This is a genomic window from Shewanella sp. ALD9 (assembly GCF_002836315.1).
Lineage (GTDB): Bacteria > Pseudomonadota > Gammaproteobacteria > Enterobacterales > Shewanellaceae > Shewanella.
In genome coordinates this window covers 1-26,328 of sequence record NZ_PJCD01000043.1, presented here as the reverse complement: position 1 = coordinate 26,328, position 26,328 = coordinate 1, and the positions used below count along the sequence as shown (strand labels likewise).

At 43.3% G+C, this 26,328-nt stretch carries 21 protein-coding genes; 19 read left to right on the top strand and 2 right to left on the bottom strand.

The window, feature by feature from the left end; all coding sequences use genetic code 11:
- Positions 1 to 302 precede the first annotated feature (302 nt).
- Complete coding sequence (locus tag CXF88_RS19810) at positions 303 to 1,655, top strand: outer membrane protein transport protein (RefSeq protein ID WP_101088512.1); 1,353 nt, start codon at positions 303 to 305, stop codon at positions 1,653 to 1,655.
- 202 nt (positions 1,656 to 1,857) lie between these two features.
- Positions 1,858 to 3,354 carry a glycerol kinase GlpK gene (gene glpK, locus CXF88_RS19805; protein ID WP_101088511.1) on the top strand — a complete coding sequence of 499 codons (1,497 nt, stop codon included), beginning with the start codon at positions 1,858 to 1,860 and terminating at the stop codon, positions 3,352 to 3,354.
- 12 nt (positions 3,355 to 3,366) lie between these two features.
- On the opposite strand, the gene CXF88_RS19800 is transcribed toward glpK, so the two are convergent.
- Positions 3,367 to 3,687 carry a hypothetical protein gene (locus CXF88_RS19800; protein ID WP_101088510.1) on the bottom strand — a complete coding sequence of 107 codons (321 nt, stop codon included), beginning with the start codon at positions 3,685 to 3,687 and terminating at the stop codon, positions 3,367 to 3,369.
- A 1,165-nt stretch (positions 3,688 to 4,852) separates the two neighbouring features.
- Between CXF88_RS19800 and mraZ the strand changes: the two genes are divergently transcribed.
- The 15 genes from mraZ to lpxC all read left to right on the top strand — a co-directional run bounded on the left by mraZ (position 4,853) and on the right by lpxC (position 21,871).
- On the top strand, positions 4,853 to 5,311 hold the full coding sequence (gene mraZ / locus CXF88_RS19795) for a division/cell wall cluster transcriptional repressor MraZ (RefSeq protein WP_059746825.1): 459 nt from the start codon (positions 4,853 to 4,855) through the stop codon (positions 5,309 to 5,311).
- A gap of 25 nt (positions 5,312 to 5,336) precedes the next feature.
- A complete protein-coding gene (rsmH, locus tag CXF88_RS19790; RefSeq protein ID WP_101088509.1) occupies positions 5,337 to 6,278 on the top strand; it encodes a 16S rRNA (cytosine(1402)-N(4))-methyltransferase RsmH in 942 nt (313 codons plus the stop codon).
- Positions 6,279 to 6,292: 14 nt separating this feature from the next.
- On the top strand, positions 6,293 to 6,607 hold the full coding sequence (ftsL, locus tag CXF88_RS19785) for a cell division protein FtsL (RefSeq protein WP_101088508.1): 315 nt from the start codon (positions 6,293 to 6,295) through the stop codon (positions 6,605 to 6,607).
- Between the two features lie 11 nt (positions 6,608 to 6,618).
- Complete coding sequence (locus tag CXF88_RS19780; RefSeq protein ID WP_101088507.1) at positions 6,619 to 8,367, top strand: penicillin-binding transpeptidase domain-containing protein; 1,749 nt, start codon at positions 6,619 to 6,621, stop codon at positions 8,365 to 8,367.
- Entirely contained in the window at positions 8,351 to 9,844 is a 1,494-nt protein-coding gene (gene murE, locus CXF88_RS19775; protein ID WP_197708480.1) for a UDP-N-acetylmuramoyl-L-alanyl-D-glutamate--2,6-diaminopimelate ligase, read from the top strand. The genes CXF88_RS19780 and murE overlap by 17 nt, the downstream gene beginning before the upstream one ends.
- The gene (gene murF / locus CXF88_RS19770) at positions 9,841 to 11,229 is read left to right on the top strand and encodes a UDP-N-acetylmuramoyl-tripeptide--D-alanyl-D-alanine ligase (RefSeq protein ID WP_101088505.1); all 1,389 of its coding nucleotides are present in this window, start codon (positions 9,841 to 9,843) and stop codon (positions 11,227 to 11,229) included. The genes murE and murF overlap by 4 nt, the downstream gene beginning before the upstream one ends.
- On the top strand, positions 11,230 to 12,312 hold the full coding sequence (gene mraY, locus CXF88_RS19765) for a phospho-N-acetylmuramoyl-pentapeptide-transferase (RefSeq protein ID WP_011639217.1): 1,083 nt from the start codon (positions 11,230 to 11,232) through the stop codon (positions 12,310 to 12,312). It begins immediately after the preceding gene.
- A gap of 22 nt (positions 12,313 to 12,334) precedes the next feature.
- Positions 12,335 to 13,657, top strand: coding sequence for a UDP-N-acetylmuramoyl-L-alanine--D-glutamate ligase (gene murD, locus CXF88_RS19760; protein ID WP_101088504.1), 1,323 nt, complete (start codon positions 12,335 to 12,337; stop codon positions 13,655 to 13,657).
- A complete protein-coding gene (gene ftsW, locus CXF88_RS19755) occupies positions 13,647 to 14,861 on the top strand; it encodes a cell division protein FtsW (protein WP_101088503.1) in 1,215 nt (404 codons plus the stop codon). The genes murD and ftsW overlap by 11 nt, the downstream gene beginning before the upstream one ends.
- Complete coding sequence (murG, locus tag CXF88_RS19750) at positions 14,861 to 15,964, top strand: undecaprenyldiphospho-muramoylpentapeptide beta-N-acetylglucosaminyltransferase (protein WP_101088502.1); 1,104 nt, start codon at positions 14,861 to 14,863, stop codon at positions 15,962 to 15,964. Before ftsW ends, murG begins: the two co-directional genes overlap by 1 nt.
- Before the next feature lies 1 nt (position 15,965).
- On the top strand, positions 15,966 to 17,423 hold the full coding sequence (gene murC, locus CXF88_RS19745) for a UDP-N-acetylmuramate--L-alanine ligase (RefSeq protein ID WP_101088501.1): 1,458 nt from the start codon (positions 15,966 to 15,968) through the stop codon (positions 17,421 to 17,423).
- A gap of 121 nt (positions 17,424 to 17,544) precedes the next feature.
- Positions 17,545 to 18,315 carry a cell division protein FtsQ/DivIB gene (locus tag CXF88_RS19740; RefSeq protein WP_101088500.1) on the top strand — a complete coding sequence of 257 codons (771 nt, stop codon included), beginning with the start codon at positions 17,545 to 17,547 and terminating at the stop codon, positions 18,313 to 18,315.
- The gene (ftsA, locus tag CXF88_RS19735; protein WP_101088499.1) at positions 18,312 to 19,547 is read left to right on the top strand and encodes a cell division protein FtsA; all 1,236 of its coding nucleotides are present in this window, start codon (positions 18,312 to 18,314) and stop codon (positions 19,545 to 19,547) included. Before CXF88_RS19740 ends, ftsA begins: the two co-directional genes overlap by 4 nt.
- A gap of 26 nt (positions 19,548 to 19,573) precedes the next feature.
- Positions 19,574 to 20,740 (top strand): cell division protein FtsZ, encoded by a 1,167-nt coding sequence (gene ftsZ / locus CXF88_RS19730; RefSeq protein ID WP_101088498.1) that lies wholly within the window; start codon positions 19,574 to 19,576, stop codon positions 20,738 to 20,740.
- Positions 20,741 to 20,950: 210 nt separating this feature from the next.
- Entirely contained in the window at positions 20,951 to 21,871 is a 921-nt protein-coding gene (gene lpxC / locus CXF88_RS19725) for a UDP-3-O-acyl-N-acetylglucosamine deacetylase (RefSeq protein ID WP_011639209.1), read from the top strand.
- Between the two features lie 4 nt (positions 21,872 to 21,875).
- Here lpxC and CXF88_RS19720 read toward each other — a convergent pair whose 3' ends face one another.
- Positions 21,876 to 22,328, bottom strand: a complete 453-nt coding sequence (locus CXF88_RS19720; protein WP_101088497.1) for a DciA family protein — start codon at positions 22,326 to 22,328, stop codon at positions 21,876 to 21,878.
- Positions 22,329 to 22,355: 27 nt separating this feature from the next.
- Here CXF88_RS19720 and CXF88_RS19715 point away from each other — a divergent pair, with 27 nt between their 5' ends.
- Entirely contained in the window at positions 22,356 to 23,255 is a 900-nt protein-coding gene (locus CXF88_RS19715; protein WP_101088496.1) for a M23 family metallopeptidase, read from the top strand.
- A 58-nt stretch (positions 23,256 to 23,313) separates the two neighbouring features.
- The gene (secA, locus tag CXF88_RS19710) at positions 23,314 to 26,034 is read left to right on the top strand and encodes a preprotein translocase subunit SecA (protein ID WP_101088495.1); all 2,721 of its coding nucleotides are present in this window, start codon (positions 23,314 to 23,316) and stop codon (positions 26,032 to 26,034) included.
- The last annotated feature ends 294 nt before the right edge of the window (positions 26,035 to 26,328 follow it).

Below are 26,328 nucleotides of genomic sequence, written 5' to 3'. Positions count from 1 at the left end.
GCTCACTAGTGTGCTATGTAAAGTTATTTAACCTAATGTTTTTAAATGATAAAAAATAACTTTTCCTTATTTGATGTTAAATCGGTTTACAGCTATACCGCTTTTAGTTTCTTTTTTATAGCAGAAAATTAAAAGTTTGATCATGATCACAATTTTAAATTCAATCACTCACTTCTTGTTCCGTCTCTTTACGCAGTTGCAAAGCTTTTTTGGATCAGTACACTGGCGGCTTCATTTAAATCGAGTTTTTGCTCTATAAAAATCGATTTATGCAGTTTGAAACTAAGACACAGAGAATCATAATGAAAAAAACAGTGTTAACACTGGCGATTAGCGCCATTGTATTTGGGGCAACAACTCAAGTGAACGCGGCAGGTTTTCAACTTGCAGAATATTCAGCGACAGGTTTAGGCCGTGCATTTGCTGGTGAAGCGGCTATTGCAGACAATGCGTCAACTCAAGCGCGTAATCCAGCCATGCTAGCTTATTTAGAAGGCCGCCAAGTATCAGCGGGTGGCATTTATGTTATGCCAAATGTTGATGTGGTTGGTGATGTCGGCATTTCTTCACCGTTATTAGGCTCAGAGCCATTAGTGATTGGTGCTGACGCATATGATGTTGCTGATAATGCATTTGTGCCAAACTTTTATTATTCAAACCAGTTGAATGATCAATGGACTTGGGGTCTAGCGGTTAATTCAAATTATGGTTTAGCAACAGATATTCCGGTAGCGGATGCAGCGGCTATTTTTGGCAGTAAAACCTCAATTACCACTGTCGAGTTTAATCCCAATGTTGCTTTCCGCATTGATGACTCATTCACTGTAGGTGCTGGCTTACGTGTTGTGTACGGTGAAGGTGAAGTTAGTGCAACCGCTCCAGGTTGGATTGATGCGATTAAAGCTAATCCTAATTTACCTGCAAGCATTAATGCACGCTTACCTTCAGGTGGTACAAATTTAAAGTCAATGGAAGGTGATGATGTTGGTTATGGGTGGAAAGCGGGCGCGAGCTGGCAAATTAACTCAGCTAACCGTATCGGTTTGGCTTATCACAGTAGTGTCGATCTTAAATTAGACGGTCATGTGTCTGGTGTGGCTTATAACGGTGGTCAAAATATTGAAATCGAAGGCTACTTACCTATTGAGTTACCTGCATTTGCAGAACTTGCTTCTTATCACCAGTTAACCGAAAACTGGGCAATGCATGCCAGTGTTAATTGGACCGAATGGAGTGTGTTTGAGCAACTAGTGGCGTATTTCCCTGGTGATGTTAAGCCAGTAGGTGGCTTAGAGTCAGACGTAGTAAAAGAAGAGAACTTTAAAGATAACTGGCGTTATGCGCTTGGTACCACCTATACCCTTAATGACCAGTGGACATTACGTGCAGGTATGGCATTAGATACAACTGCGGTTGATGATCAGCATCGCACCACGACCATTCCAGATTCTGACCGTTTATGGTTCAGTGTGGGTACCGGTTATCAAGTCTCTAAAAATTTGAATGTTGATGTGGGTGTGACTTACATTCGCACTTATGGTGACGCACCCATTACAGAGACTCAGGGCCTACAAGATCTTGCAGCGGTTAGCTTCACTGGTGAAGCCACCGGTGATGTATGGTTAACAGGTGTGCAGTTAAGCTATAAGATGTAATAAGCTCTGCTAGTGTTGATATTTAAGGCCTCGCAGTTGCGAGGCCTTTTTATTTCTGATCTACAGTAAAATGATGATGTTTTCTGTGAACGGGTGACAATTACTTGCATTAATTTTATATGTCGATGTACGATGTCACATTGGCTTATTAAGCAGATAAATCATATAAAAATAATAATGACAAAATGATATAGGAAATCAGATGGTTGCAAAAAAATACATTGTCGCGTTAGATCAAGGCACTACAAGTTCTCGTGCCATTGTGTTTGATCATCAAGCGAATATTGTCGCCGTAGCACATCGTGAATTTACTCAACATTATCCGCAAGCGGGGTGGGTAGAGCATGATCCGATGGAGATATGGTCTTCACAAAGTTCAGTTTTGGTTGAAGTGCTAACTCGCGCGGGCATTAGCCGTCATGATGTTGCCGCGATAGGGATTACTAATCAACGCGAAACCACGATTGTCTGGAACAAGCACACAGGTAAGCCGGTATGTAATGCAATTGTATGGCAATGTCGCCGCAGCCAGGCAATATGCCAACATCATAAAGCACAAGGTGCTGAAGATATGGTGCGCCAGAAAACTGGGCTGGTACTAGATCCATATTTTTCGGCGTCAAAAGTTGAGTGGATTTTAAACAATGTTGAAGGCGCTCGTGAACAAGCCGAAGCCGGTGATTTATTGTTTGGCACCGTTGACACCTGGTTGGTGTGGAAACTCACACAAGGTGAAGTCCATGTGACCGAACCGACTAATGCATCTCGGACCATGTTATTTAACATTCATGACCAGCAGTGGGACCAAGAGTTGCTTGATCTGTTTAACATCCCTCGGGCAATGTTACCTGACGTGAAACCGTCTTGCGCAATATACGGCTATACCGAATTGGCTGGCAATCATGTTCCTGTGGCGGGCATGGCTGGCGATCAACAATCGGCGTTATTTGGCCAATTGTGCATTGAGCCTGGGATGGCTAAAAATACTTATGGCACAGGGTGTTTTTTGTTAATGAACACGGGTGACAAAGCGGTAGAGTCTACCCATGGGTTATTAACGACCATTGCTATTGGCGCTGATACAAAGGTGAATTATGCCCTAGAAGGCTCGGTATTTATGGGCGGCGCGGTCATTCAGTGGTTGCGTGATGAGTTAGGTCTTATTGCCGATGCTTGTGACACCCAATATTTTGCCGACAAAGTAGACGACACTAATGGCGTTTACTTGGTGCCTGCATTTGTGGGTTTAGGTGCTCCTTATTGGGATGCCGATGCCCGAGGTGCCATTATTGGTTTAACCCGGGGAGCCAATCGGAATCATATTATTCGCGCAGCATTAGAAGCAATTGCATACCAGTCTCGTGATGTGCTTGATGCTATGAGCAAAGACTCTAATGTACCGCTAACACAAATTCGAGTGGATGGTGGTGCGGTAGCGAATGACTTTTTAATGCAATTTCAAGCCGACATTACTGGGGTAACGGTTATTCGTCCGCAAGTAACAGAAACCACTGCGATGGGAGCTGCATTCCTCGCTGGCTTGGCTGTTGGTGTATGGAAGTCGACCGATGAATTAAAAACCATGCTGTCTACCGAGCGGGAGTTTACCTCAACAATGGATATAGAGACTCGTGCAACCTTATATAAGGGCTGGCAGAAAGCTGTATCTCAAGTGAGCCCTAATGGTGACGTTGGGTAAACGAAGTAAATATTACACTTCAATATCAATAAGCTGACTAGCGGTTTCTCCCCGAGTGGAGAATCGCTTATCCGTTTTCATTCGCCTCATTCGGCTACCTAGATTTTTTTTCTCATTAACCGTTCTAGGTTTGGCGCGTCTTTCTTGACGTGGCGCTTCCTGCCGTTGAATCGGCATTTTATGAGTAATGCTGGGGGGTAATTGTGACTGAGGTGCCTCGTGGCTGTCTGCACTTATCGCACTGGTATGTTTGACTTGTTCAACAATCCTCTTACGCTCACTCACTGCCTGTACAGGTCTAGCTAGCATGGCATAAATGCTGTCGATACTCATGTTGCTCTCCTGTGATGGTGAAATGAAGCTGGATGTTTATCATCATAACTGTTTATCGGCTTAATTTGATTAAAATTTAATCTTATTTAGATTTTGGATCGTTTAATTACCTCTTTCATACTCTTGGTTGACTGGCTCCCTGTTGGTATGGGTGTTATCAATTATGCTCATTTCATTATTTTTATCAGTTATTCAATGATGTACCAAGGGCAATAGAATAACGTTAACGTCGCGATGTTTTCCCATTTACGACCTCTAAAGGCGTATTTCCGCGTCAATAGCTTATCTATTGCCTATTAATGCAACGAAGTTAACAGGACACAGCGTTGAGCAGATCGATATCGCTGTAGCGTAATTTCTTAAGTGATAACACTGCTTTTAACTGTTTATTGTTGAGTCATCATCACCGTACATCCCATTAAGGCATTAAGAATAATTAACTGTGATTGCGAGATGAATTGATAAAATGCTTGCCCTCAACATGCAGGGTTAATGTTATACACCGTGATGTTCTGCAATCGATTTTTGGTCGTTAATACTTAGCCATTGATGCTTAGTAATCGATGTTTAGCAGTTGATGTTTAGCAGTAATCTAATGATCAAAAGTTGTTTTAGCAGTGTTATTTAGCAGTGTTATTTAGCAGTGTTATTTAGCAGTGTTATTTAGCTAGGCAATTTACCTGAGCAATACGATACAGAAGGTGAATAGAGAGGTGTTTTCGCCTCAATAATGCTGATATTGAAGATGCTCGACAGGCATAAACATAAAATAAAGAGCTTTTTTAAACGTAGAAAATCGACTCAGTCGACTATTTGTTGATTTTTAATGTGCTTAAAATTGAGCTGTTGAGCAATATTACGAGGTAAAGATGGAGCATTCGAACGATTAAATAACATTAATTAAAAAGATCGCTAGTCTATTTTAGCCGATAAAGTGACCGTTATGTCTCTGGTTTAACTCATTTACCCTGATTTTTAGCTGTTTTCCTATGACAGCTCTGTCATTCATCCCGCTTGATATTAATTTGCTGCTAACCCGCTTGGGGTCTGGATTTAATATATCTGTCCATTGCTTGACAACACTTGCATAGAGTCCCTAAACTTAGCATTTGTGGGAAGAAGTGGATCATTGTGGATCAAATGACAACATTAAGGGCTAAATAACGTGTTTCGTGGTGCCAGTGCAATCAACATGGATGCTAAAGGGCGGATCGCTATTCCAGCGAGATACCGTGATGCGTTACGTGTGGAGCATGCCGGTACTGTGATTATGACCGTTGATATTGACGCTGCTTGTTTGTTGATTTATCCGTTACATGAATGGGAGCAGATTGAAGCAAAGCTAAGATTGCTTTCTGATACCGATCCACTTGAGCGTTCCTTTAAACGAAAATTACTAGGTCACGCACAAGATTGTGAACTAGACAGCCACGGACGTATTGTGATTCCGCCGGCATTGCGAAGTTTCGCCAGTTTAGAAAAGAAAACCATGCTGGTGGGCTTACTGAATAAATTTGAATTATGGGAAGAGAGTGCTTGGCAGCAACAAATGGATGATGGCAATGCGCTCATTCAAAGCCAAGATTTAGCCAGCAATGAACGCTTGGCACACTTTTCACTGTAATGACCAAAAAGGTTAGAAGAACCCAATGAGCCAAGAGTTTGCCCATTTATCAGTATTATTGAATGAGACCGTTGATGGTCTCAATATCCAAAGTGATGGCATCTACATTGATGGCACGTTTGGCCGAGGTGGGCATTCGCGTCATGTATTAAGCCATTTAGGCGAAAATGGTCGTTTAATTGCAATTGATCGTGATCCACAAGCCATTGAAGCTGCAAAACAGTTTGCTGATGATCCACGTTTTCAAATCGTACACGGTGGCTTTGGTCAATTAGCTGAGTATGTCGAGGAACTTGGGTTAACCGGTAAAATTAATGGTGTATTGCTTGATCTTGGCGTGTCGTCACCACAATTAGACGATGCTGAACGTGGCTTTAGTTTTTTACGTGATGGCCCGCTCGATATGCGCATGGACAATAGCCAAGGGCAAACAGCGGCGCAGTGGATAGCTCGTGCAGAAATTGAAGATATGGCATGGGTATTTAAAACCTACGGCGAAGAAAAAAATTCGCGCCACATTGCACGTTGTATCGCTGCCGATCGCGAAAAAACACCTTTTTTGCGTACCAAAGATTTAGCCGATTTAATCGCGCGCATCACTAAAAACAAAGAGCGTAATAAGCATCCTGCAACGCGGGTGTTCCAGGCTATTCGTATTTATATTAACAGTGAATTAGAACAAATCGATCAAGCACTTGAAGGCGCATTAGCAGTATTAGCACCCCAAGGACGTCTATCGGTGATCAGTTTTCATTCGTTAGAAGATCGTATGGTTAAGCGCTTCATTCGCCGCCATAGCCAAGCTGAAAGCGTGCCATATGGATTGCCTATCATGGAAGCAGAGCTTAATAAATCGCGCAAATTAAAGGCGGTTAGTAAGGCACTAAAGCCTTCTGATGCAGAATTAGAGCAAAATCCACGTGCGCGTAGCTCAGTATTACGAGTTGCCGAACGTCTGGATTATTAACCACTGAGGGTAATGTGAGCCAATCACCATTAAATTTGCCTCGGATTGTGTTACATGACATTTGGCACCACAAGTGGGTATTGCTGTTGAGTATTTTGGTTGTGATGAATGGCGTAGCCGTCGTTTATACCAGCCATGTAACACGTAAGTTGATTACTCAATGGGATCAACTTCTACAAGAGCAAGATCGCTTAGATATTGAATGGCGAAACCTATTATTAGAAGAACAATCGCAATCAGAGCACAGTCGTGTGACTCGGATGGCAACCAAAGAATTAAATATGTCTCGGCCGCTTCCTAAGGAGGAAGTTATCATTCGAGTCCAGTGAGCATAGGGAATATGGCTAGACAAGCAAAGCAAAAATTAGGTCACGAACTTATTCCATGGCGTTTATACGTTGTGGTGGGGTTCGTTTTGTTATTATTTTGCAGTCTAGTTGCACGTGCGGCCTATATTCAAATTATTGAGCCAGATAAACTGCGTCACGAAAGTGATATGCGCACATTACGCACAACCAGCAATCAAGTTCAGCGAGGCTTAATCACCGATCGCAATGGCGATATGCTCGCGGTTAGTGTTCCTGTGCGGGCTGTGTGGGCTGATCCTAAACATGCTCATGATCAAGATGCATTTAAAGACATGCGACGTTGGCAAGCTCTTGCTGATGTTCTGCAGGAACCTGTCGATGTATTGGTCAGGAAAGTCAAAAACAATCCTAAAAAGCGCTTTGTATATCTTAAACGTCAAGTGACCTCTGCTGTTGCTGACTATATTGAGCAGCTTAAAATTGGTGGTATTTACCTTAAATCAGAATCCCGTCGTTACTATCCTGCTGGTGAAACGGCTGCACAGTTAATTGGTATCACTAATATCGATGATGTGGGCATTGAAGGCATCGAAAATACTTATAATACTTGGTTAACAGGAACACCCTCTAAGCAAAAAGTACGTAAAGCCCGCGATGGCAGTGTGGTTGAACGTTTAGATATCGTGCAAGAAGGCGAAAGCTCTAACGATTTAGTGCTCAGTATCGATCAACGTATTCAGCAGTTGGCATATCGTGAATTGAAACGTGCGACAGAAGTATACCAAGCGACTTCAGGGTCTGTGGTGGTCATCGATGTGACCACTGGCGAAGTGCTAGCGATGGTAAATACGCCTTCATATAATCCCAATGCCCGAGATAATTTACAGCCTCACCGTATGCGTAATCGTGCCTTAACTGACACATTCGAACCTGGGTCTACTATTAAACCTTTTGTTGTTGCAGCGGCTCTAGATTCCGGCACAGTGAAAGTAAATGAATTGATCTCGACATCACCAGGGTGGATGCGGATTGGTGGACGTCAAGTTCGCGATTCGAATAACTATGGTGACATGACGTTAGCCAAAATTTTGGTTAAATCGAGTAACGTGGGCATTAGTAAGCTGTCCTTGTCTATGCCTGTTGAACAATTACTCGGTACATACCAATCCATGGGATTAGGTAATTATTCGGGGATTAATTTAACCGGTGAAAGTGCCGGATTAATTCATAATCGCCATCGTTGGTCTGACTTTGAACGCGCCACCCTGTCTTTTGGTTATGGTTTTACCGCGACACCATTACAAATTGCACGTATGTACGCCACGCTAGGCAGTGGTGGAATACTTTATCCAGTATCGATTTTAAAACTGAGACAACCACCTAAAGGCGAGCAAGTTATTTCAAATAAGGTCGCCTATGACGTAATGGAAATGCTCGTTGGGGTGACTGAAACGGGAGGTACAGGAACCAAAGCACACATTGATGGTTACCCCGTTGCAGGTAAATCAGGTACAAGCCGTAAAGCCGTTGCTGGGGGGTATGGCGATGATTATGTTGCTTTATTTGCTGGTGTAGCTCCGGTTCATAAACCACGCTTGGCTATTTCAGTTGTGATTAATGAACCCAAAGGCGACAAATATTACGGTGGCGATGTTGCCGGCCCTGCTTTTGCTAAAATTATGTCAGGTGCTTTGCAAATGCTTAATGTAGAACCAATTTCAGAGCAGGAGGCTGTTCATTTGGCCACTGCGCGAGGAGCGCAGAATAATGTTATTAAATGATTTATTAGCGCCGTGGTTCCATTACTCTGGCCGCGAATCCATTAATGGGTTAACACTAGACAGCCGTGACGTAGAACGTGGCGGTTTATTTGTGGCGTTACCTGGTCATAAAGTCGATGGTCGAGTATTCATTCCTCAAGCGATTAACGCTGGAGCAACAGCGATACTGATCCATACCGATAATCCAGATGAACATGGCATCGTCGATCGTCTTCAATATACTGTGCCATTAGTGTTTTTTTGCCAACTAGGCCGCCAATTGTCGGCCGTTGCTGCTCAGTTTTACTTATCCAATAACCAATCGTTATCTTTGATTGGAATAACCGGTACCAATGGCAAAACTTCTGTAAGCCAAATTATCGCTCAAATTGTCCATTTACTTGGCCATCAAGCCGCTGTGATGGGCACATTAGGTAATGGTTTGTGGGGTCAACTTGTGGATAGCGGCAATACGACTGCTGATGCAATAACGGTTATGCGCCAGCTTAGTGAGTTTGCTGCTAAAGGCGCTGAACTGTGTGCTATGGAAGTGTCTAGCCATGGTTTAGTACAAGGACGAGTAGAAGCGGCACCATTTGAGATAGCAGTGTTTACTAATTTAAGCCGCGATCATCTAGATTATCACGGTGATATGGATTCTTACGCTGCGGCTAAAAAACGCTTATTTCAATTTCCTAGTGTAAAACATGGTGTGATTAATATTGATGATGCCGTGGGCGAGAAATGGTTGACCCAACTTGCGAATGAAAAGAATAAGTCATTCAGCATTCATGGTAATTCTGCTGCCGACTTTTACTGTGATGCCATTGAATATCATGATGCAGGTGTCACCGCGACATTGCATTTTGTCGAGATTGATAGTGGACGCCCTGTAAGTGTGCAGCTTAACTCGCCGCTATTAGGTGCATTTAACTTGTCTAACCTCGTGGCAGCAATAGCTGTGCTGTATTTACAGGGCAAGCCAATGGCATCTATTTTGGCGGTGCTGCCGTTGTTGGTTCCTGTTGCGGGTCGTATGGAGCGTTTTTCATCTACTAACAGTGCGACTTTGGTTGTTGACTATGCCCATACTCCAGATGCAATTGAGCAAGCGTTAAAAGCATTAAGATTGCACTGCAAAGGAACTCTGTGGTGTGTATTTGGCTGCGGTGGCGATCGTGACAAAGGCAAACGTCCTTTGATGGCACAAGCCGCTGAGCAATATGCAGATAAAGTGATGATCACAAGTGACAATGCCCGTAGTGAAGATCCACAAACCATTATTGACGATATTTTACAGGGTATTAGTCAGCCTCAAAACGTGCTTACTCAAGTAGACCGTATTGAAGCCATTACCCATGTTGTTGCATTGGCACACGTTGACGATATTGTACTGCTTGCTGGCAAGGGGCATGAAACCTATCAAGAAGTGGCAGGACAACGTATTGATTATGATGAACGCGCCTTAGCATTCAAGTTGTCTCAGGAGGCATCATGATTAGTGTCACTATGTCGGTATTAGCCCAGCATCTTAATGGCACCCTACACGGCCAAGACGGAGTGATTACGAGTGTCAGTACTGACAGTCGCAACATTCCAGCTCAATGTTTATTTATCGCGTTAAAAGGCGATCGTTTTGATGGGCATGACTTTGTTGATACTGCGATTAAAAATGGTGCAGTAGCACTGTTGGTCGATCATCTATTAGTCGACCATCCTTTTGCCGCCGATATTGCGCAAATTGTAGTTGCCGATACCCAAAAGGCTATGGGCAAGATGGGAGCGTTTGTGCGCCAAACCGTGGCGCCTATTTGCGTCGCGTTAACGGGGTCAAACGGCAAAACCAGCGTTAAAGAAATGCTGGCCACTATTTTATCTCAACATCACCAAGTGTTATTTACCGCCGGCAATTTTAACAACGAAATTGGTGTGCCGTTAACTTTGCTACGGTTAAGTAAAGGTGATGAATATGGGGTATTTGAACTTGGCGCAAACCATCGTGGTGAGATCGATTACACCTCGTCGTTAGTGCTGCCTCAAGTCGCGTTAGTGAATAATGTCGGCAATGCTCATCTTGAAGGATTTGGTTCACTGGAAGGTGTTGCTCAGGCTAAATCTGAAATTTTTAATCATCTTGCTCCAGATGGCACGGCGATTATTAATGCTGACGACAAGTTTGCAGACTTTATGCTGCAACAGTCGCAAGGGCACAAACACCTGCGTTTTAGCCGTGAAATGAATGTCGATGCCGATGTGATTGCAACAGACATAGTGGCAGATGCCAATGGTTGTTATCGGTTTACATTAACCTTTGATGGACAGCAAGAAGTGGTGCAATTGCCATTGGCGGGTCTGCATCAAGTGAGTAATGCTCTGGCTGCAGCATCTATGTGTATTGCTTTAGATATATCGCTTTACGACATCGCACAAGGCTTTGCTTTGCTTAAACCGGTAAAGGGTCGTATGCAGCCCCATGAGCTTGGTCGAGTGTTATTAATTGATGATAGCTATAACGCTAATCCAACGTCAGTAAGTGCGGCGATTAATTGGTTGCAGCAACGTGATGGATATCGTTGTTTAGTGCTGGGAGATTTAGGCGAATTAGGCGACAATGCTGCCCCTTTGCACGCCAGCATTGGATTACAGGTTAAAAATGCAGCCATAGAGTCGCTATTTTGTTGCGGCCAGTTGTCGGCAAATACCAGTGAAGCATTTGGCAGTGAACACTTTTGTGCTCAAGAGCCATTAATCGTGGCATTGCAAAAACAGTTAATAAGTACCAAAGGTAATATCACCGTTTTAGTTAAAGGTTCCCGCAGCGCCGCTATGGAGCGAGTTGTGGACAGTTTATTAGATGCCTTTGGGCGTGGGGAGTTAGTGTAGATGCTGGTTTATCTAGCCGAGTATTTAACCCAATTTTATAGCGGGTTTAACGTTTTTTCATATGTAACGTTCCGGGCTATTTTAGGCTTGTTAACTGCATTGGTGTTTAGTTTGTGGTGGGGGCCGATTTTAATTAAGCACCTGCAAACGCTGCAAATTGGTCAAGTCGTTCGTGATGACGGTCCAGAATCGCATTTCAGTAAGCGTGGAACACCGACAATGGGCGGAATTCTTATCCTTGCGGGCATTTTTATCAGTGTGCTGCTGTGGGGCGACTTATCTAATCGTTATGTATTAGTCACTTTATTTGTACTAGCCAGTTTTGGTGTCATTGGTTTTATTGATGATTACCGTAAAGTGGTTAAGAAAGATTCTAAAGGCCTAATTGCACGTTGGAAATACGCGCTGCAGTCAATTGCCGCTTTAGTGGTTGCAGTGTATTTGTATAGCTCATCAACCATGGTTGGCGAAACACAATTAGTTGTGCCGTTTTTTAAAGATATTATGCCGCAACTGGGCTTTATGTTTATTTTATTAGCTTACTTCACCATTGTGGGTGCCAGTAACGCAGTGAACTTAACCGACGGCTTAGATGGTTTGGCGATTATGCCAACCGTAATGGTTGCGGCTGCGTTTGCATTAATCGCTTACTTATCTGGTCATGCACAATTTGCCAGTTATTTGCACCTACCTCATTTACCGTTAGCCGGTGAATTGGTGATTGTGTGTACGGCTATGGTCGGTGCAGGTTTAGGTTTTTTATGGTTCAACACCTACCCAGCACAAGTGTTTATGGGCGATGTAGGCTCATTAGCGTTGGGTGCTGCATTAGGTGTGATTGCTATTTTGGTTCGCCAAGAGATTTTATTAGTGATCATGGGTGGCGTGTTTGTGATGGAAACGGTATCGGTGATATTGCAGGTGGGTTCGTATAAGTTACGTGGTCAACGAATTTTCCGTATGGCACCTATTCATCATCACTATGAGTTAAAAGGGTGGCCAGAGCCGCGTGTAATCGTGCGTTTTTGGATTATCTCGTTGTTTTTAGTGTTACTGGGTCTCGCGACTCTAAAATTACGCTAAGTAATTAATCAAGGTCAGTATTATGCAAACTCAATATACGCACATTGTTTTAGGCTTAGGGGCAACAGGGCTCTCGGTCGTGCGTTTTTTAGTGTCTAAAGGCATTAAACCTTTAGTGATGGACAGTCGTCGTCATCCGCCGGGTGCAGATACGTTGGCACAAGAGTTTGCCGATATTGAATTATTGGCTGGCGGGTTTGATTGTCGTTATTTAGTTCAGTCTAGCCAAATTATCATCAGCCCTGGTGTGCCAATCGATACGCCTGAAGTGCGTGCAGCATTGGACATGGGAATTGAAGTGATTGGTGATGTCGAGTTATTTGCTCGAGAAATAGCAGACAAAAAACCTTGCGTTGTCGGTATCACTGGATCAAATGGTAAATCTACGGTGACGACATTAGTGTACGAAATGCTGTTAGCTGCCGGAAAATCGGTGGCGATTGGCGGTAATATTGGTACACCAGCGCTGGATTTATTACCTCAGAATGCAGACTTTTACGTACTTGAACTATCGAGTTTTCAACTTGAAACAACTCATTCATTAAATTGTATTGCGGCAACGTGTCTCAATGTTAGCGAAGATCATATGGATCGCTATAGTGACTTAAATACTTACCGCGAAGCAAAATTACGCTTATACCCACAAAGTCGCTTTGTGATGTACAACCGTGATGACGAGTTAACTTATCCGTTAGAGCCAATGAATCAAAATAATTTTGGTTTGGATGTGCCAGAAGGCGATGCATGGGGATTAAGTGATGGCAAGATTTTCCATGGTGACAGTGAAATTATTAATTTAATTGATGTGACCTTAATTGGTAGCCATAACCATGCAAACTTATTAGCTGCAATGGCATTAGCCGATGCTTGTGGTGTCGGTAAAGAGGCCATGATAGAAGTGGCTAAAACCTTTGTTGGTTTAAGCCATCGTTGCGAACTGATTGCCGTTAAGCAAGGTGTGTCGTATATCAATGACTCTAAAGCGACCAATGTTGGCGCGACAGTTGCCGCGCTAGAGGGACTTAATTCACACTTAGGTGATTTGTATTTGATCGCCGGTGGAGACGGTAAAGGCAGTGATTTTAGTCCGCTTATAGAACCGTTGAGCAATATTACCCAGCTTATTACCTTGGGGCGAGATGGACGCAAAATTGCCAAATTAAAACCAGGCACTATTGAAGTGACAACGATGGCAGAGGCCGTCGCCAAAGCCGCTGAATTAACATCGTCTGGTGACATAGTATTATTGTCGCCAGCATGTGCAAGTTTAGATATGTATAAGAACTTTATGGCTCGCGGTGATGATTTTAGACAGTGTGTGGAGTCGTTAGCCGATGGCGAATAACGAGCAGCAACTTAGCTTGTTTAAAAGGGGCCTTAATTGGACTTTGCCCTCGTTATTATCAGATGACCATACACCGGGTATGCCGTTATACGACCGTAGCTTTCTAGTCGCGATTGTCGGCTTAATGTGTTTTGGCTTTGTTATGGTGATGTCTGCTTCAATGCCTGAAGCGACCAAACTGACTGGCGACCCGTTTTATTTTATGTATCGCCATGTGCTTTACCTTGTTGGCTGCGTAGTGATTGCTTTCGTGGTACTGAAGTTTGAAGTCAGCTATTGGGAAAAAAACAGCGGCATGCTGATGCTAGCGGTGTTGGTATTATTGATAGCAGTACTGTTTATCGGTACTTCGGTTAACGGTGCTCGTCGTTGGTTGTCTATCGGTCCTATTAGGATCCAAGTCGCCGAAATGGCCAAGTTTATATTTATTGTATACATGGCAGGTTACCTAGTACGTCGTCATGGTGAATTACGCGAAAACCGTAAAGGCTTCTATAAACCGATTGGGGTTTACGGTTTGTTCGCAGTATTGATTTTGTTACAGCCTGACCTAGGCACCGTGGTGGTGTTGTTTGTGTGTACGGTAAGCTTGTTGTTTCTGGCTGGCGCGCGCATTACAGACTTTATGGTGTTGATATTACTTGGCGTAGCGACCTTCGTATTACTGGTGCTATTCGAACCCTACCGTATGCGACGTGTGACCTCGTTTATGGATCCGTGGGAAGACCCATTTGGCAGTGGTTATCAGTTGACGCAGTCCTTAATGGCTTATGGCCGAGGCGATTGGTTTGGTCAGGGTTTAGGTAACAGTATTCAGAAGCTGGCTTATTTACCTGAGGCACACACTGATTTTATCTTTGCTGTTATCGGTGAGGAGCTGGGGTTTACCGGTATTATGGTGGTGTTATGCACATTATTTTTTATTGCTATACGTGCGATTAGATTGGGTAATTTATGTTTAAAAATGCAGCGCCCTTTTGAAAGTTATGTCGCCTATGGTGTTGGTATTTGGATTTGTTTTCAGACCGTAGTTAACGTAGGGGCCAGTATTGGTATGTTACCAACCAAAGGGTTAACCCTACCGTTTATTAGCTATGGTGGCAGTAGTTTGTGGATTATGACTGCTGCGGTGATGTTGCTTGTTAGGATAGATCATGAACGTCGAGTTAGTTTGGTGCAAGCCGTACAAGGGAGAACCAGTTAATGAACAGTAATATTAGTCGTTCTCCTAAGATATTAATTATGGCTGGCGGCACTGGTGGCCATGTTTTTCCTGCACTTGCAGTGGCGAAATATTTAGCTGAAAAAGGTTGGCAAATACGTTGGTTAGGTACTGCCGACCGAATGGAAGCGCGTTTAGTGCCTCAACACGGATTTGATATTGAATTTATCGATATTAAAGGTGTGCGTGGTAATGGGCTTATACGTAAGTTAGCGGCGCCATTTAAAATTATCCGTTCAATTATTCAAGCTAAAGCGGTAATTGATGATTTTCAACCCGATGTGATTTTAGGCATGGGCGGTTTTGCCAGCGGCCCAGGCGGAGTGGCCGGAAAATTGTCAGGTATTCCTGTCGTGTTACATGAGCAAAATGCGATTCCAGGATTAACCAATAAGTTGTTATCTAAGATTGCCAAAAAAGTGTTGTGTGCATTCCCCAATACCTTTACCAGTAGCGTCACTAATGTTGAGGTTGTGGGTAATCCCATCCGCCAAGAGCTGATTGAGTTAGGCGCACAAATTAAAACACCGCAAGCCGATGCGTTAAGAGTATTGGTGGTAGGTGGTAGTTTAGGTGCCAAAGTATTGAATGATGTCATGCCTGCTGTGGTGGCTCATCTGAGTAAATATCATTCTCTGACAGTTTGGCACCAAGTGGGCAAAAATAACCAAACAACAGTAAAGTCGAGTTATCAACAACTTGGCCAATCAGACAGTGTCAATGTTGCAGAATTTATTGATGATATGGAAGCCGCTTATCGTTGGGCCGATGTAGTGGTTTGCCGCTCGGGTGCCCTTACAGTGTCCGAACTGGCAGCCGTGGGTTTACCGAGTATTTTAGTGCCGTATCCTCATGCAGTGGATGATCATCAAACAGTGAATGCATCAGTACTTGTTGATGCTGGCGCAGGATTTTTATTACCACAAACCATTTTAAATGCAGATAACCTTGCTGAGAAATTGCAGTTATTTGCTGAAAATAGACAAGAACTAGCCCAAATGGGTCATAAGGCAAGAGGCGTAGCGGTATTAGATGCGACTCAACGAGTAGCAGATATTTGTGCCTCATTTGCGAGAAAGGGTTGAAATGACTAAGACAGAAAGATACGCACAGCTTCGTAGCATGATCCCTGAAATGAGACGGATTAAGCGCATTCATTTTGTTGGCATCGGTGGTGCCGGCATGGGTGGTATTGCGGAAGTGCTTGTGAACGAAGGTTATCAAATAAGCGGCTCAGATATCGCTATCAATAGCGTAACTGAGCGTTTGGCGAGTCTTGGCGCAAAAATCATTATTGGCCATCAGGCCCAAAGCGTTGAACAGGTTGATGTTGTTGTCGTTTCGACTGCCATTAACCCGCAAAATCCTGAGATTATTGCCGCTAAAGAATTACGTATTCCGATTGTACGCCGTGCAGAGATGCTGGCTGAGTTAATGCGCTATCGTCATGGTGTTGCGATTGCCGGCACTCATGGTAAAACCACCACGACGAGCTTAATTGCCAGTGTCTATGGTCAAGCTGGCCGTGATCCAACATTTGTGATTGGTGGTTTACTTAATAGCGCAGGTACCAATGCACGCCTAGGCACCAGTCGTTACCTTATTGCTGAAGCAGATGAAAGCGATGCAAGCTTTTTGCATTTGCAGCCAATGGTCAGTGTGATCACCAATATCGAAGCCGATCACATGGATACATATGGTGGCGACTTTGAGAAACTGAAAACCACTTTTATCGATTTTTTACATAATCTGCCGTTTTATGGCGTCGCAGTAATGTGTATTGATGATGAAGTGATCCGCGAAATTATGCCACGTATTGGCCGCCAAGTTGTGACCTATGGTTTCAGTGAAGAGGCTGATGTCCAGGCGATTAATTTTGCACAAAATGGTCACCAGTCAAGTTTTACGGTTAAGCGTCATGGCAAAGATAATGTTGATATTGTACTTAATTTGCCAGGTGAACATAACGTTCTTAACGCTTTAGCCGCGATTGCTGTCGCCAGTGAAGATGACATCGATGATAGTGCGATTGTACAAGCACTTGCAGAGTTTGAAGGTATAGGTCGTCGTTTTCAGCATTTAGGTGAATTTGAAACACCTAATGGCAGTGTCATGCTCGTGGACGACTACGGCCATCATCCAAGTGAAGTATTAGCAACGATTAAAGCAGCGCGAGCAGGTTGGCCAGACAAGCGTTTAGTGATGGCATATCAACCGCATCGTTACAGCCGTACGCGCGACTTATATGAAGACTTTGTCGATGTATTGTCGCAGGTAGATTGTTTATTATTATTAGATGTTTATGCAGCGGGTGAAGCTCCTATCCCGGGTGCCGATGGGCGCGCTTTATGCCGTTCAATTAGATTACGAGGTCAAATAGACCCTATTTTTGTCGCCAGTCCAGATCAACTAGCGGCAGTTTTACCTGATGTGTTGCAACATGGGGATTTATTTATGACCCAGGGTGCGGGTAATATTGGTGCTTTATCGAAAGAATTAGCTCAGAATAATTTGGGTTGTAAAGTGCTTGTAGAAGAGCAATAAAGTGATTGATTTTTCACCAATTATTGTGTGTGAAAATCGAGCTTTAAACCTTATGAATTGGTCTATATAATGACCGATCTTTTGGAGTTAACTCCGGAACAACGTCAGAGGCGGATTTAAGGTGTCGTGGAGCGATAAAGGGCGGCAACTAAAACATAAATTAGCTCGTGTTAATTGGTATTTTTGCACTGGTGTAGTGTTTTTATGCAGTGTGCTTGGCACCGTTGTTTGGGGTTGTGTGCAACTACACGAGTTGTTAAACGATGCTGATGCATTGCCTATTGAAGCGGTTGCTATTAAAGGTGAGCGAATTTATACCACCGATGACGAAATTAAAAATGCATTACAGTCATTAATGCAAAGTAGTTTTTTTAGCGCAGATGTGGTGGATGTACAAAAAGCATTAGAAGCATTGCCGTGGGTTTATCATGCATCAGTAAGACGAGAATGGCCGGCAAAGTTTAAGGTTACCTTACAAGAACAACAAGCTGTAGCGCATTGGAACGAAGTGTCTTGGCTTAATATTAACGGTGAGGTTTTTGATGCGTTTGCGCATTCAGAACATGATGCCTTACCCAAGTTATCTGGCCCAGAAGGGACAGAAATAGAAGTATTGACCAGCTACCAGCAGTTAGATGATTTATTGACAATAAACGAGTTTAAGTTGGTCAGTTTACGCTTAAGTCCTCGCCATGCGTGGCATGCTGTACTGGCTAACGGAATTGAAATAGAGCTTGGGCGAGAAGATAAAATGTCACGGATACAACGCTTTATTAATGTGTATCCAACTTTGAAGCAAAGTGAAAAACCAATTGCGACCGTTGATTTACGTTACGATACCGGGTTCGCCGTAGGTTGGGATGATTCAAAAAAGAGAGTCGACAATAAATGACCAAAAATCAGGAAAGAAACCTCATCGTGGGGTTAGATATAGGGACATCCAAGGTCGCAGTGATCATTGGTGAAGTATTACCTGATGGTGAGATTAGTGTCATTGGTTTAGGTAATCATCCTTCTCGCGGCATGGATAAAGGCGGCGTGAATGATCTCGACTCTATAGTGCGTAGTGTGCAACGGGCGTTAGATCAAGCCGAGTTAATGGCTGATTGCCAGGTTTCATCGGTGTACTTAAGTATTTCGGGTAAACATATTGCCTGCCAAAATGAAAATGGCATGGTGTCGATTAACGACGAAGAAGTCACCCAAGAAGACGTCGATAATGTAATCCATACCGCACGCTCGGTTAAGATCCCGACAGAACGTCGTATTTTGCATGTATTGCCGCAAGAGTATTCAATTGACGTTCAAGACGGCATTAAGAGCCCAATTGGTATGTCGGGCATGCGTATGGAAGCCAAAGCTCATATTGTTACTTGTGCTAATGATATGGCCAAAAACATTACTAAGAGTGTCGAGCGTTGCGGTTTAAAAGTAGATGATTTGGTATTTTCGGGCATCGCTTCTGCAGACTCTGTGCTCACAAATGATGAGAAAGATTTAGGCGTGTGTATTGTTGATATTGGTGGTGGCACAACCGATATTGCTGTATATACCAACGGCGCATTACGTCATTGTGCAGTTATTCCGGTAGCGGGTAACCAAGTCACAAGTGACATCGCCAAGATATTCAGAACACCGTTAACGCATGCTGAACAAATAAAAGTGCAGTTTGCCAGTGCCAGAAGTTCTACGGTAAGCCGTGAAGACAGTATTGAAGTACCGTCAGTGGGTGGTCGTCCTTCACGTAGCATGTCACGCCATACTCTGGCAGAAGTGGTAGAGCCAAGATATCAAGAATTGTTTGAGCTTGTTCTCAAGCAGTTACAAGATAGCGGTCTAGAAGATCAAATTGCAGCAGGGATTGTGCTTACTGGAGGAACGTCCTCGATATCGGGTGCCGTTGATATTGCTGAAGCAACCTTTGGTATGCCAGTTCGTGTCGCATCACCGCTACCAGTAAAAGGGTTATACGAATATGTTGATCAACCTATTTATTCAACAGGAATAGGGTTGCTTCATTATGGCGCAAGACGAGTCATCGAACGACAGTTCGAACGACCTGAGCGCCAAGGGGTTACCAGCTTTTTGAATCGGGTCAAAAGTTGGTTTAAGGGTGAATTTTAATAACGCAGACAAATGGAGATCAGACAATGTTTGAGATCATGGACACACATTCAGACGAAGCGGTGATTAAAGTCATCGGCGTCGGTGGCGGCGGCGGAAACGCGGTCGAACATATGGTAAAACACAGCATCGAAGGTGTTGAATTTATCGTTACCAATACAGATGCACAAGCACTACGTAAATCAAGTGCTGGTTCAACTATTCAGCTTGGCCGCGACGTGACTAAAGGTCTCGGTGCGGGCGCAAACCCAGATGTGGGCCGTCAAGCCGCTGAAGAAGATCGCGAGAATATTCGTGCAGCAATTAAAGGATCTGACATGATCTTTATCGCTGCCGGCATGGGTGGTGGTACCGGTACTGGTGCTGCTCCTGTTGTGGCAGAAATTGCCCGTGAAGAAGGTATTCTAACCGTTGCAGTTGTGACCAAGCCTTTTCCTTTTGAAGGTAAAAAGCGCATGGCCTATGCAGAACTTGGTATTGCCGAGTTAGCTAAACATGTGGATTCGTTAATTACGATCCCCAATGAAAAGCTATTAAAAGTATTGGGTCGTGGTACTTCATTGCTTGATGCTTTTGCTGCAGCTAACAATGTATTACTTGGTGCTGTTCAAGGTATTGCTGAGCTAATTACTCGTCCTGGTCTAATCAACGTCGATTTCGCCGACGTGAAAACCGTTATGTCCGAAATGGGTAATGCCATGATGGGTACCGGTGTTGCTCGTGGTGATGATCGCGCTGAAGAAGCTGCAGAAGCTGCGGTGGCTAGCCCATTACTTGAAGATATCGACTTAGCCGGTGCTCGCGGTGTGTTAGTTAACATCACAGCAGGTATGGATATCACTATCGAAGAGCTTGAAACTGTGGGTAACCACGTTAAAGCTTATGCATCAGACAATGCCACTGTTGTAGTTGGTGCTGTCATTGATCCAGAAATGAGTGATGAGTTACGTGTAACTGTTGTTGCTACAGGTATCGGTGCAGAGAAAAAGCCAGACATTCAATTAGTGTCTAAGCCTGTTGCTCGTCCAGAACCTGTTGTAATAGAGCCGCGTCCAGAACCTGTTGATGAAGTGATGACACAACAAAGTTACGCTGCGCCAAAAGGTAATGCTGTTCCGCAGCCTCAACCTGTACAGCGTACTGATGCTGACTATCTTGATATTCCAGCATTTTTGCGTAAGCAAGCTGATTAATACACGGATAAAACGTTATGTTTTTGCGTGATTAATGAGCGAAGTGTGCGAAAAAGGTTATTTTGCAAGCAGGTTTATACATTTACTCTGTGTTTGGCGTTTTTTTTGTGAAAAGCTAAATTTATGGTAGCATGTTGTACCAGTTATGCATGATAGCCTAAGGCTATTTTTGCAACTATTTGTTTAATATTGATATTTATGGGCGACTGAATGATTTTTCAAAGAACTGTTCAAAAAATGGTGAAGAGCACTGGGGTCGGATTACATTCCGGCAACAAAGTGACTCTATGCATTATGCCCGCACCAGTGAATACAGGGATTGTACTAAAACGTACCGATCTTAGCCCTGCTGTGTCTATCCCAGCCAAAGCTGATATGGTTCGTGAAACAACAATGTGTACCGCCCTTGTAAACGATGCTGGGATTAGAATATCAACCATTGAGCATTTGTTTGCGGCACTTGCCGGCTTAGGCATCGATAATGCAATTATCGAAGTCGATGCACCAGAAATCCCGATTATGGATGGCAGTGCAAGCCCATTTGTGTTCTTACTGCAAAGTGCAGGAATTAAAGAACAAGCTGCAGCTAAAAAATACCTAAAAATCATCAAACCTGTGCGTGTTGAAGATGGCGATAAATGGGCTGAGTTAAAACCTTTTAAAGGCTTTAGAGTTGATTTTAGAATTGACTTTGATCATCCAGAAATTGCTCGTAGTCAACAACACATGGTGATGGACTTTTCGACATCAGCGTTTGTGAAAGACATTAGTCGTGCCAGAACATTTGGTTTTATGCGAGATATTGAATACCTACGTGCGAATAATCTAGCACTAGGTGGCAGCATGGAAAATGCCGTTGTACTTGACGAATATCGTGTATTAAACCCTGATGGTCTGCGTTATGAAGACGAATTCGTTAAGCATAAAATCCTCGATGCATTTGGTGACTTATATGTTGCTGGTCATGCCATCGTCGGCGAATTTTCAGCTTATAAAACTGGTCATGCGTTAAACAACCAACTTGTGCGTGCATTACTTGCTCAGCAAGATGCGTGGGAGTTGGTAAGCTTTGATAAAGAGGCTGATGTGCCTGTCAGCTTCATGGTTCCAGGTGCGTTAGCGCACGTTTAATCAGTTAAGATTGCCTATTACGGCTGGCTAATGCAGCCAGCCGTTTTAGTTTTTCACCTAAAGAACCATCAACATGTGCAGCTAATGCTTCAATATGTTGTGCTGCAGTGGTGCTGATCACATTTTGATTAGGTTGAGATTGTGGTTTTGCTAAGGCAAGCCCAGGATTGACTTTCACCTCTATAGCGGTAAGCATCGGAAGTGTGTCAGTTTGAAGTTGTTTTAATAGCTTCTGCTTTTGAAAGTTTATTCTTGCAGCCCATGCTGCAGATGTCGTTTCAATAACAAGAACACCCTGGCGGATATTAGCAACTTTTAGCTGCTCTGCCACAGGACCATTTAACGTCTGTTTGACATAACGATTCAGATTATTAAGTAGTTCTGCTTTCTCGGCCAGTTCAGGCAGTCTCCCAGACAAATGAACTAAATTGCTGAGATCTTGAGGGGGCTTTTTCATATGATAATAAGATGGCTGAATTAGGCTATGAGTGTAACAGTTTTTATCCAAGGTCGAAATGGTGTAACGCGCTGGCAACCTAGTAAGCGTTGGTTACTCCTACCTATTATTCTGATGGCCACTGGCACAGGAATATATCAATATAGCACTGAGCGTTTTGCTAACCAACAAGCGAAAGTTGATGAAAATAAACAGCTTCGCCAACAGCAAAAGCAACAAGTGGTAGAACTCAAAACTGCAACAGAAACCCAGCTGGCAACCTTGGTTGCTCACGTGGCAAAAATGCAGGCCAAAATCACCCGACTTGAAGCCCTAGGGCAGCAAGTAGCGCAAAATAACCTCCTTGATGACCAGTTTGATTTCTCTACAGAAGTTGGTATCGGCGGGTTAAGCGAAATCGGCAATGGTGTCGAATTAAGCCAACTTATCGATGAAATGAATAAGTTGGCGTCTAGAATTGATAATAATAACGTTCAGCTGTCACTACTTGAAACAGTAGCATCTAATCTCCATATAGATGAAGAGCGTTATATATCAGGGCGGCCAATCGATAAAGGTTGGTTATCTTCGCCCTATGGTTTACGAAATGACCCTTTTAGTGGCCGACGAACAATGCATAAAGGTATTGATTTTGCCGGCAAAGAAGGGGCAGATGTTACAACTACTGCTGCAGGCGTTGTAACGTGGTCAGGAAGCATGCTTGGATATGGCGAGTTAGTCGAAATAGATCATGGTAATGGTCTTCGCACTCGCTATGGACATAATAAATCTCTGTCAGTAAACGTAGGTGACGTCGTTGCCAAAGGCGATAAAATTGCCAGTATGGGAAGCACAGGCCGTTCAACCGGCCCCCATGTGCATTACGAAGTGCTGCGTGGTAAACAACAAATAGATCCACAGAAATACGTTTACCGCAAAGCAAGTTAATAATATTAACGGTTAATGCGCTCAAATGAGCCAAACCTACAACAGATAAGTGATTAAGATGTTAGGCAAACTACTGACAAAAGTATTCGGAAGTCGCAACGACCGCACCCTGAAAAATCTTGGAAAAATTGTTATTCAAATTAATGCATTAGAAGCTGATTACGAAAAGCTTTCTGATGAAGAACTCAAAGCAAAAACGACAGAGTTCCGCACACGTTTAGAAAATGGCGAAACCTTAGATAACATCATGGCAGAAGCATTTGCTGTTGTACGTGAAGCATCAAAGCGTGTGTTCGACATGCGTCCGTTTGATGTTCAATTACTCGGCGGCATGGTTTTAGACAGCAATCGTATTGCTGAAATGCGAACCGGTGAAGGTAAAACTCTAACGGCAACTTTGCCAGCTTACCTTAACGGCATAACGGGCAAAGGTGTTCACATCATTACTGTGAACGATTACTTAGCTACACGTGATGCTGAGAATAACCGTCCATTATTTGAGTTTTTAGGTTTAAGTGTCGGAATTAACATTGCTGGCTTAGGTTCATTCGAAAAGAAAGAAGCCTACAACGCAGATATTACCTACGGTACTAATAATGAATTTGGTTTTGACTACCTTCGCGACAACATGGCGTTTTCTCCACAAGAGCGCGTTCAGCGACCATTGCACTATGCCCTTATTGATGAAGTCGATTCAATTCTAATTGATGAAGCCCGTACACCATTGATTATTTCTGGTGCGGCAGAAGACAGCTCTGAATTATACGCCAAAATTAATTTATTGATCCCAAGTCTCATCGCTCAAGACAAAGAAGACACCGAAGACTATGTTGGTGAAGGTGACTATAGTATTGACGAAAAGGGTAAACAGGTTCATTTAACTGAACGTGGTCAAGAAAAAGTTGAACAGCTATTAATTGAAAAAGGCATGTTAGCCGAAGGTGACTCGCTCTATTCTGCGACGAACATTTCGTTATTGCATCATGTTCATGCGGCACTTCGCGCCCATACCTTGTTTGAAAAAGATATCGACTATATTGTACAAGACGATGAAGTTATTATTGTCGACGAACATACAGGACGTACTATGCCTGGTCGTAGATGGTCAGAAGGCTTGCATCAAGCTGTCGAAGCCAAAGAAGGCGCTAAAATCCAGAATGAAAACCAAACTCTGGCTTCTATCACTTTCCAAAATTATTTCAGACAGTATGAAAAGCTTGCCGGTATGACAGGTACAGCAGATACCGAAGCATTCGAATTTCAACATATCTATGGTTTAGATACCGTTGTTGTTCCTACAAATCGCCCAATGGTTCGTAAAGATATGGCCGACTTGGTCTATCTTACCGCGCCAGAAAAATATGCAGCGATTATTAAAGATATCGAAGGTTGTCGTGAACGTGGCCAACCAGTATTAGTGGGTACTGTCTCTATTGAACAATCAGAACTACTTAACTCTTTATTGAAAAAAGCTAACATTCCGCATAGCGTGCTCAATGCTAAGTTCCATGAAAAAGAAGCAGAGATTGTTGCTCAAGCCGGTAGTTTAGGTGCTGTGACTATTGCAACTAACATGGCTGGCCGTGGTACAGATATCGTATTAGGCGGTAACTGGAACATGGAAATTGAAGCGCTAGATAATCCAACGGCAGAACAGAAAGCTAAGATTAAAGCTGACTGGAAAATACGTCATGATGAAGTGCTTGCTGCAGGTGGTTTGCACATCCTAGGTACAGAACGTCACGAATCTCGTCGTATCGATAATCAGTTACGCGGTCGTGCCGGTCGTCAAGGTGATGCGGGTTCTTCACGTTTTTACTTGTCGATGGAAGATAGCTTAATGCGTATCTTCGCTTCAGATCGAGTATCTGGCATGATGAAAAAGCTCGGTATGGAAGAGGGTGAGGCTATTGAGCATCCTTGGGTATCACGTGCTATTGAAAACGCTCAACGTAAAGTTGAAGCTCGTAACTTTGATATCCGTAAGCAATTGCTCGAATATGATGATGTCGCTAACGATCAACGTCAAGTTGTCTATGCACAGCGTAACGAGCTAATGGATGCTGAAAGTATTCAAGACACTATCCAGAATATCGAACAAGATGTGATAAGTGGAATTGTCGATCAATATATTCCACCGCAATCACTTGAAGAACTTTGGGATGTACCGGGGCTTGAACAACGCCTTGGTAATGAATTTGGCCTGAAGCTAACAATTCAAGAATGGTTAGATCAAGATGATAATCTGCATGAAGAAACGTTACGCGAACGGATTCTAACGTCATGGAGTGAATTATATAAAGCTAAAGAAGAGATGGTCGGTGCACAAGTATTACGTCAATTTGAAAAAGCGGTAATGCTGCAAACACTAGATGGACTCTGGAAAGAGCACTTAGCTGCCATGGATCACTTACGCCAAGGTATTCATTTACGCGGTTATGCACAGAAAAATCCAAAGCAAGAATATAAGCGTGAATCGTTTGAATTATTCCAACAATTGCTTGAAACACTGAAAAATGACGTGATAAGCGTACTGTCTAAAGTACAAGTTCAAGCGCAGTCAGATGTTGATGAAATGGAGCAGCGTCGCCGTGATGAAGATGCAAAGATTAAACTGGCTTATCAACACGCAGCAACAGAAGCATTAAGTGATACAGCAGAGCAACAAATAGAAGCGCCTAAAACAGTCATCCGTGAAGGTGAGAAAATAGGCCGTAACGATCCGTGCCCATGTGGTTCAGGACAAAAGTACAAACAATGTCACGGTAAACTCAGTTAACTCACTGTTCACTATTGATGTTAGATAAAAAAGGTAGCGATTATTCGCTACCTTTTTTGTTTCTGGGATAATAAAACTGACTGATAAATTCACCCTTTGTGGATAACTTTGGGGGTAAATAGTGGGTATCATGTAGTTAAGTGCTCAAATGAATAAAAGATCATAAAAAGATCATTTTTTTGCACAAAAGCGCTTGCACTAAATCTTAAGCTGCCTATAATGCGCATCCACTGACACGGCATACAGCGAAAGCGAAAACCGGTTAGCGTTATTAACAACTAATTAGTGGTGTTA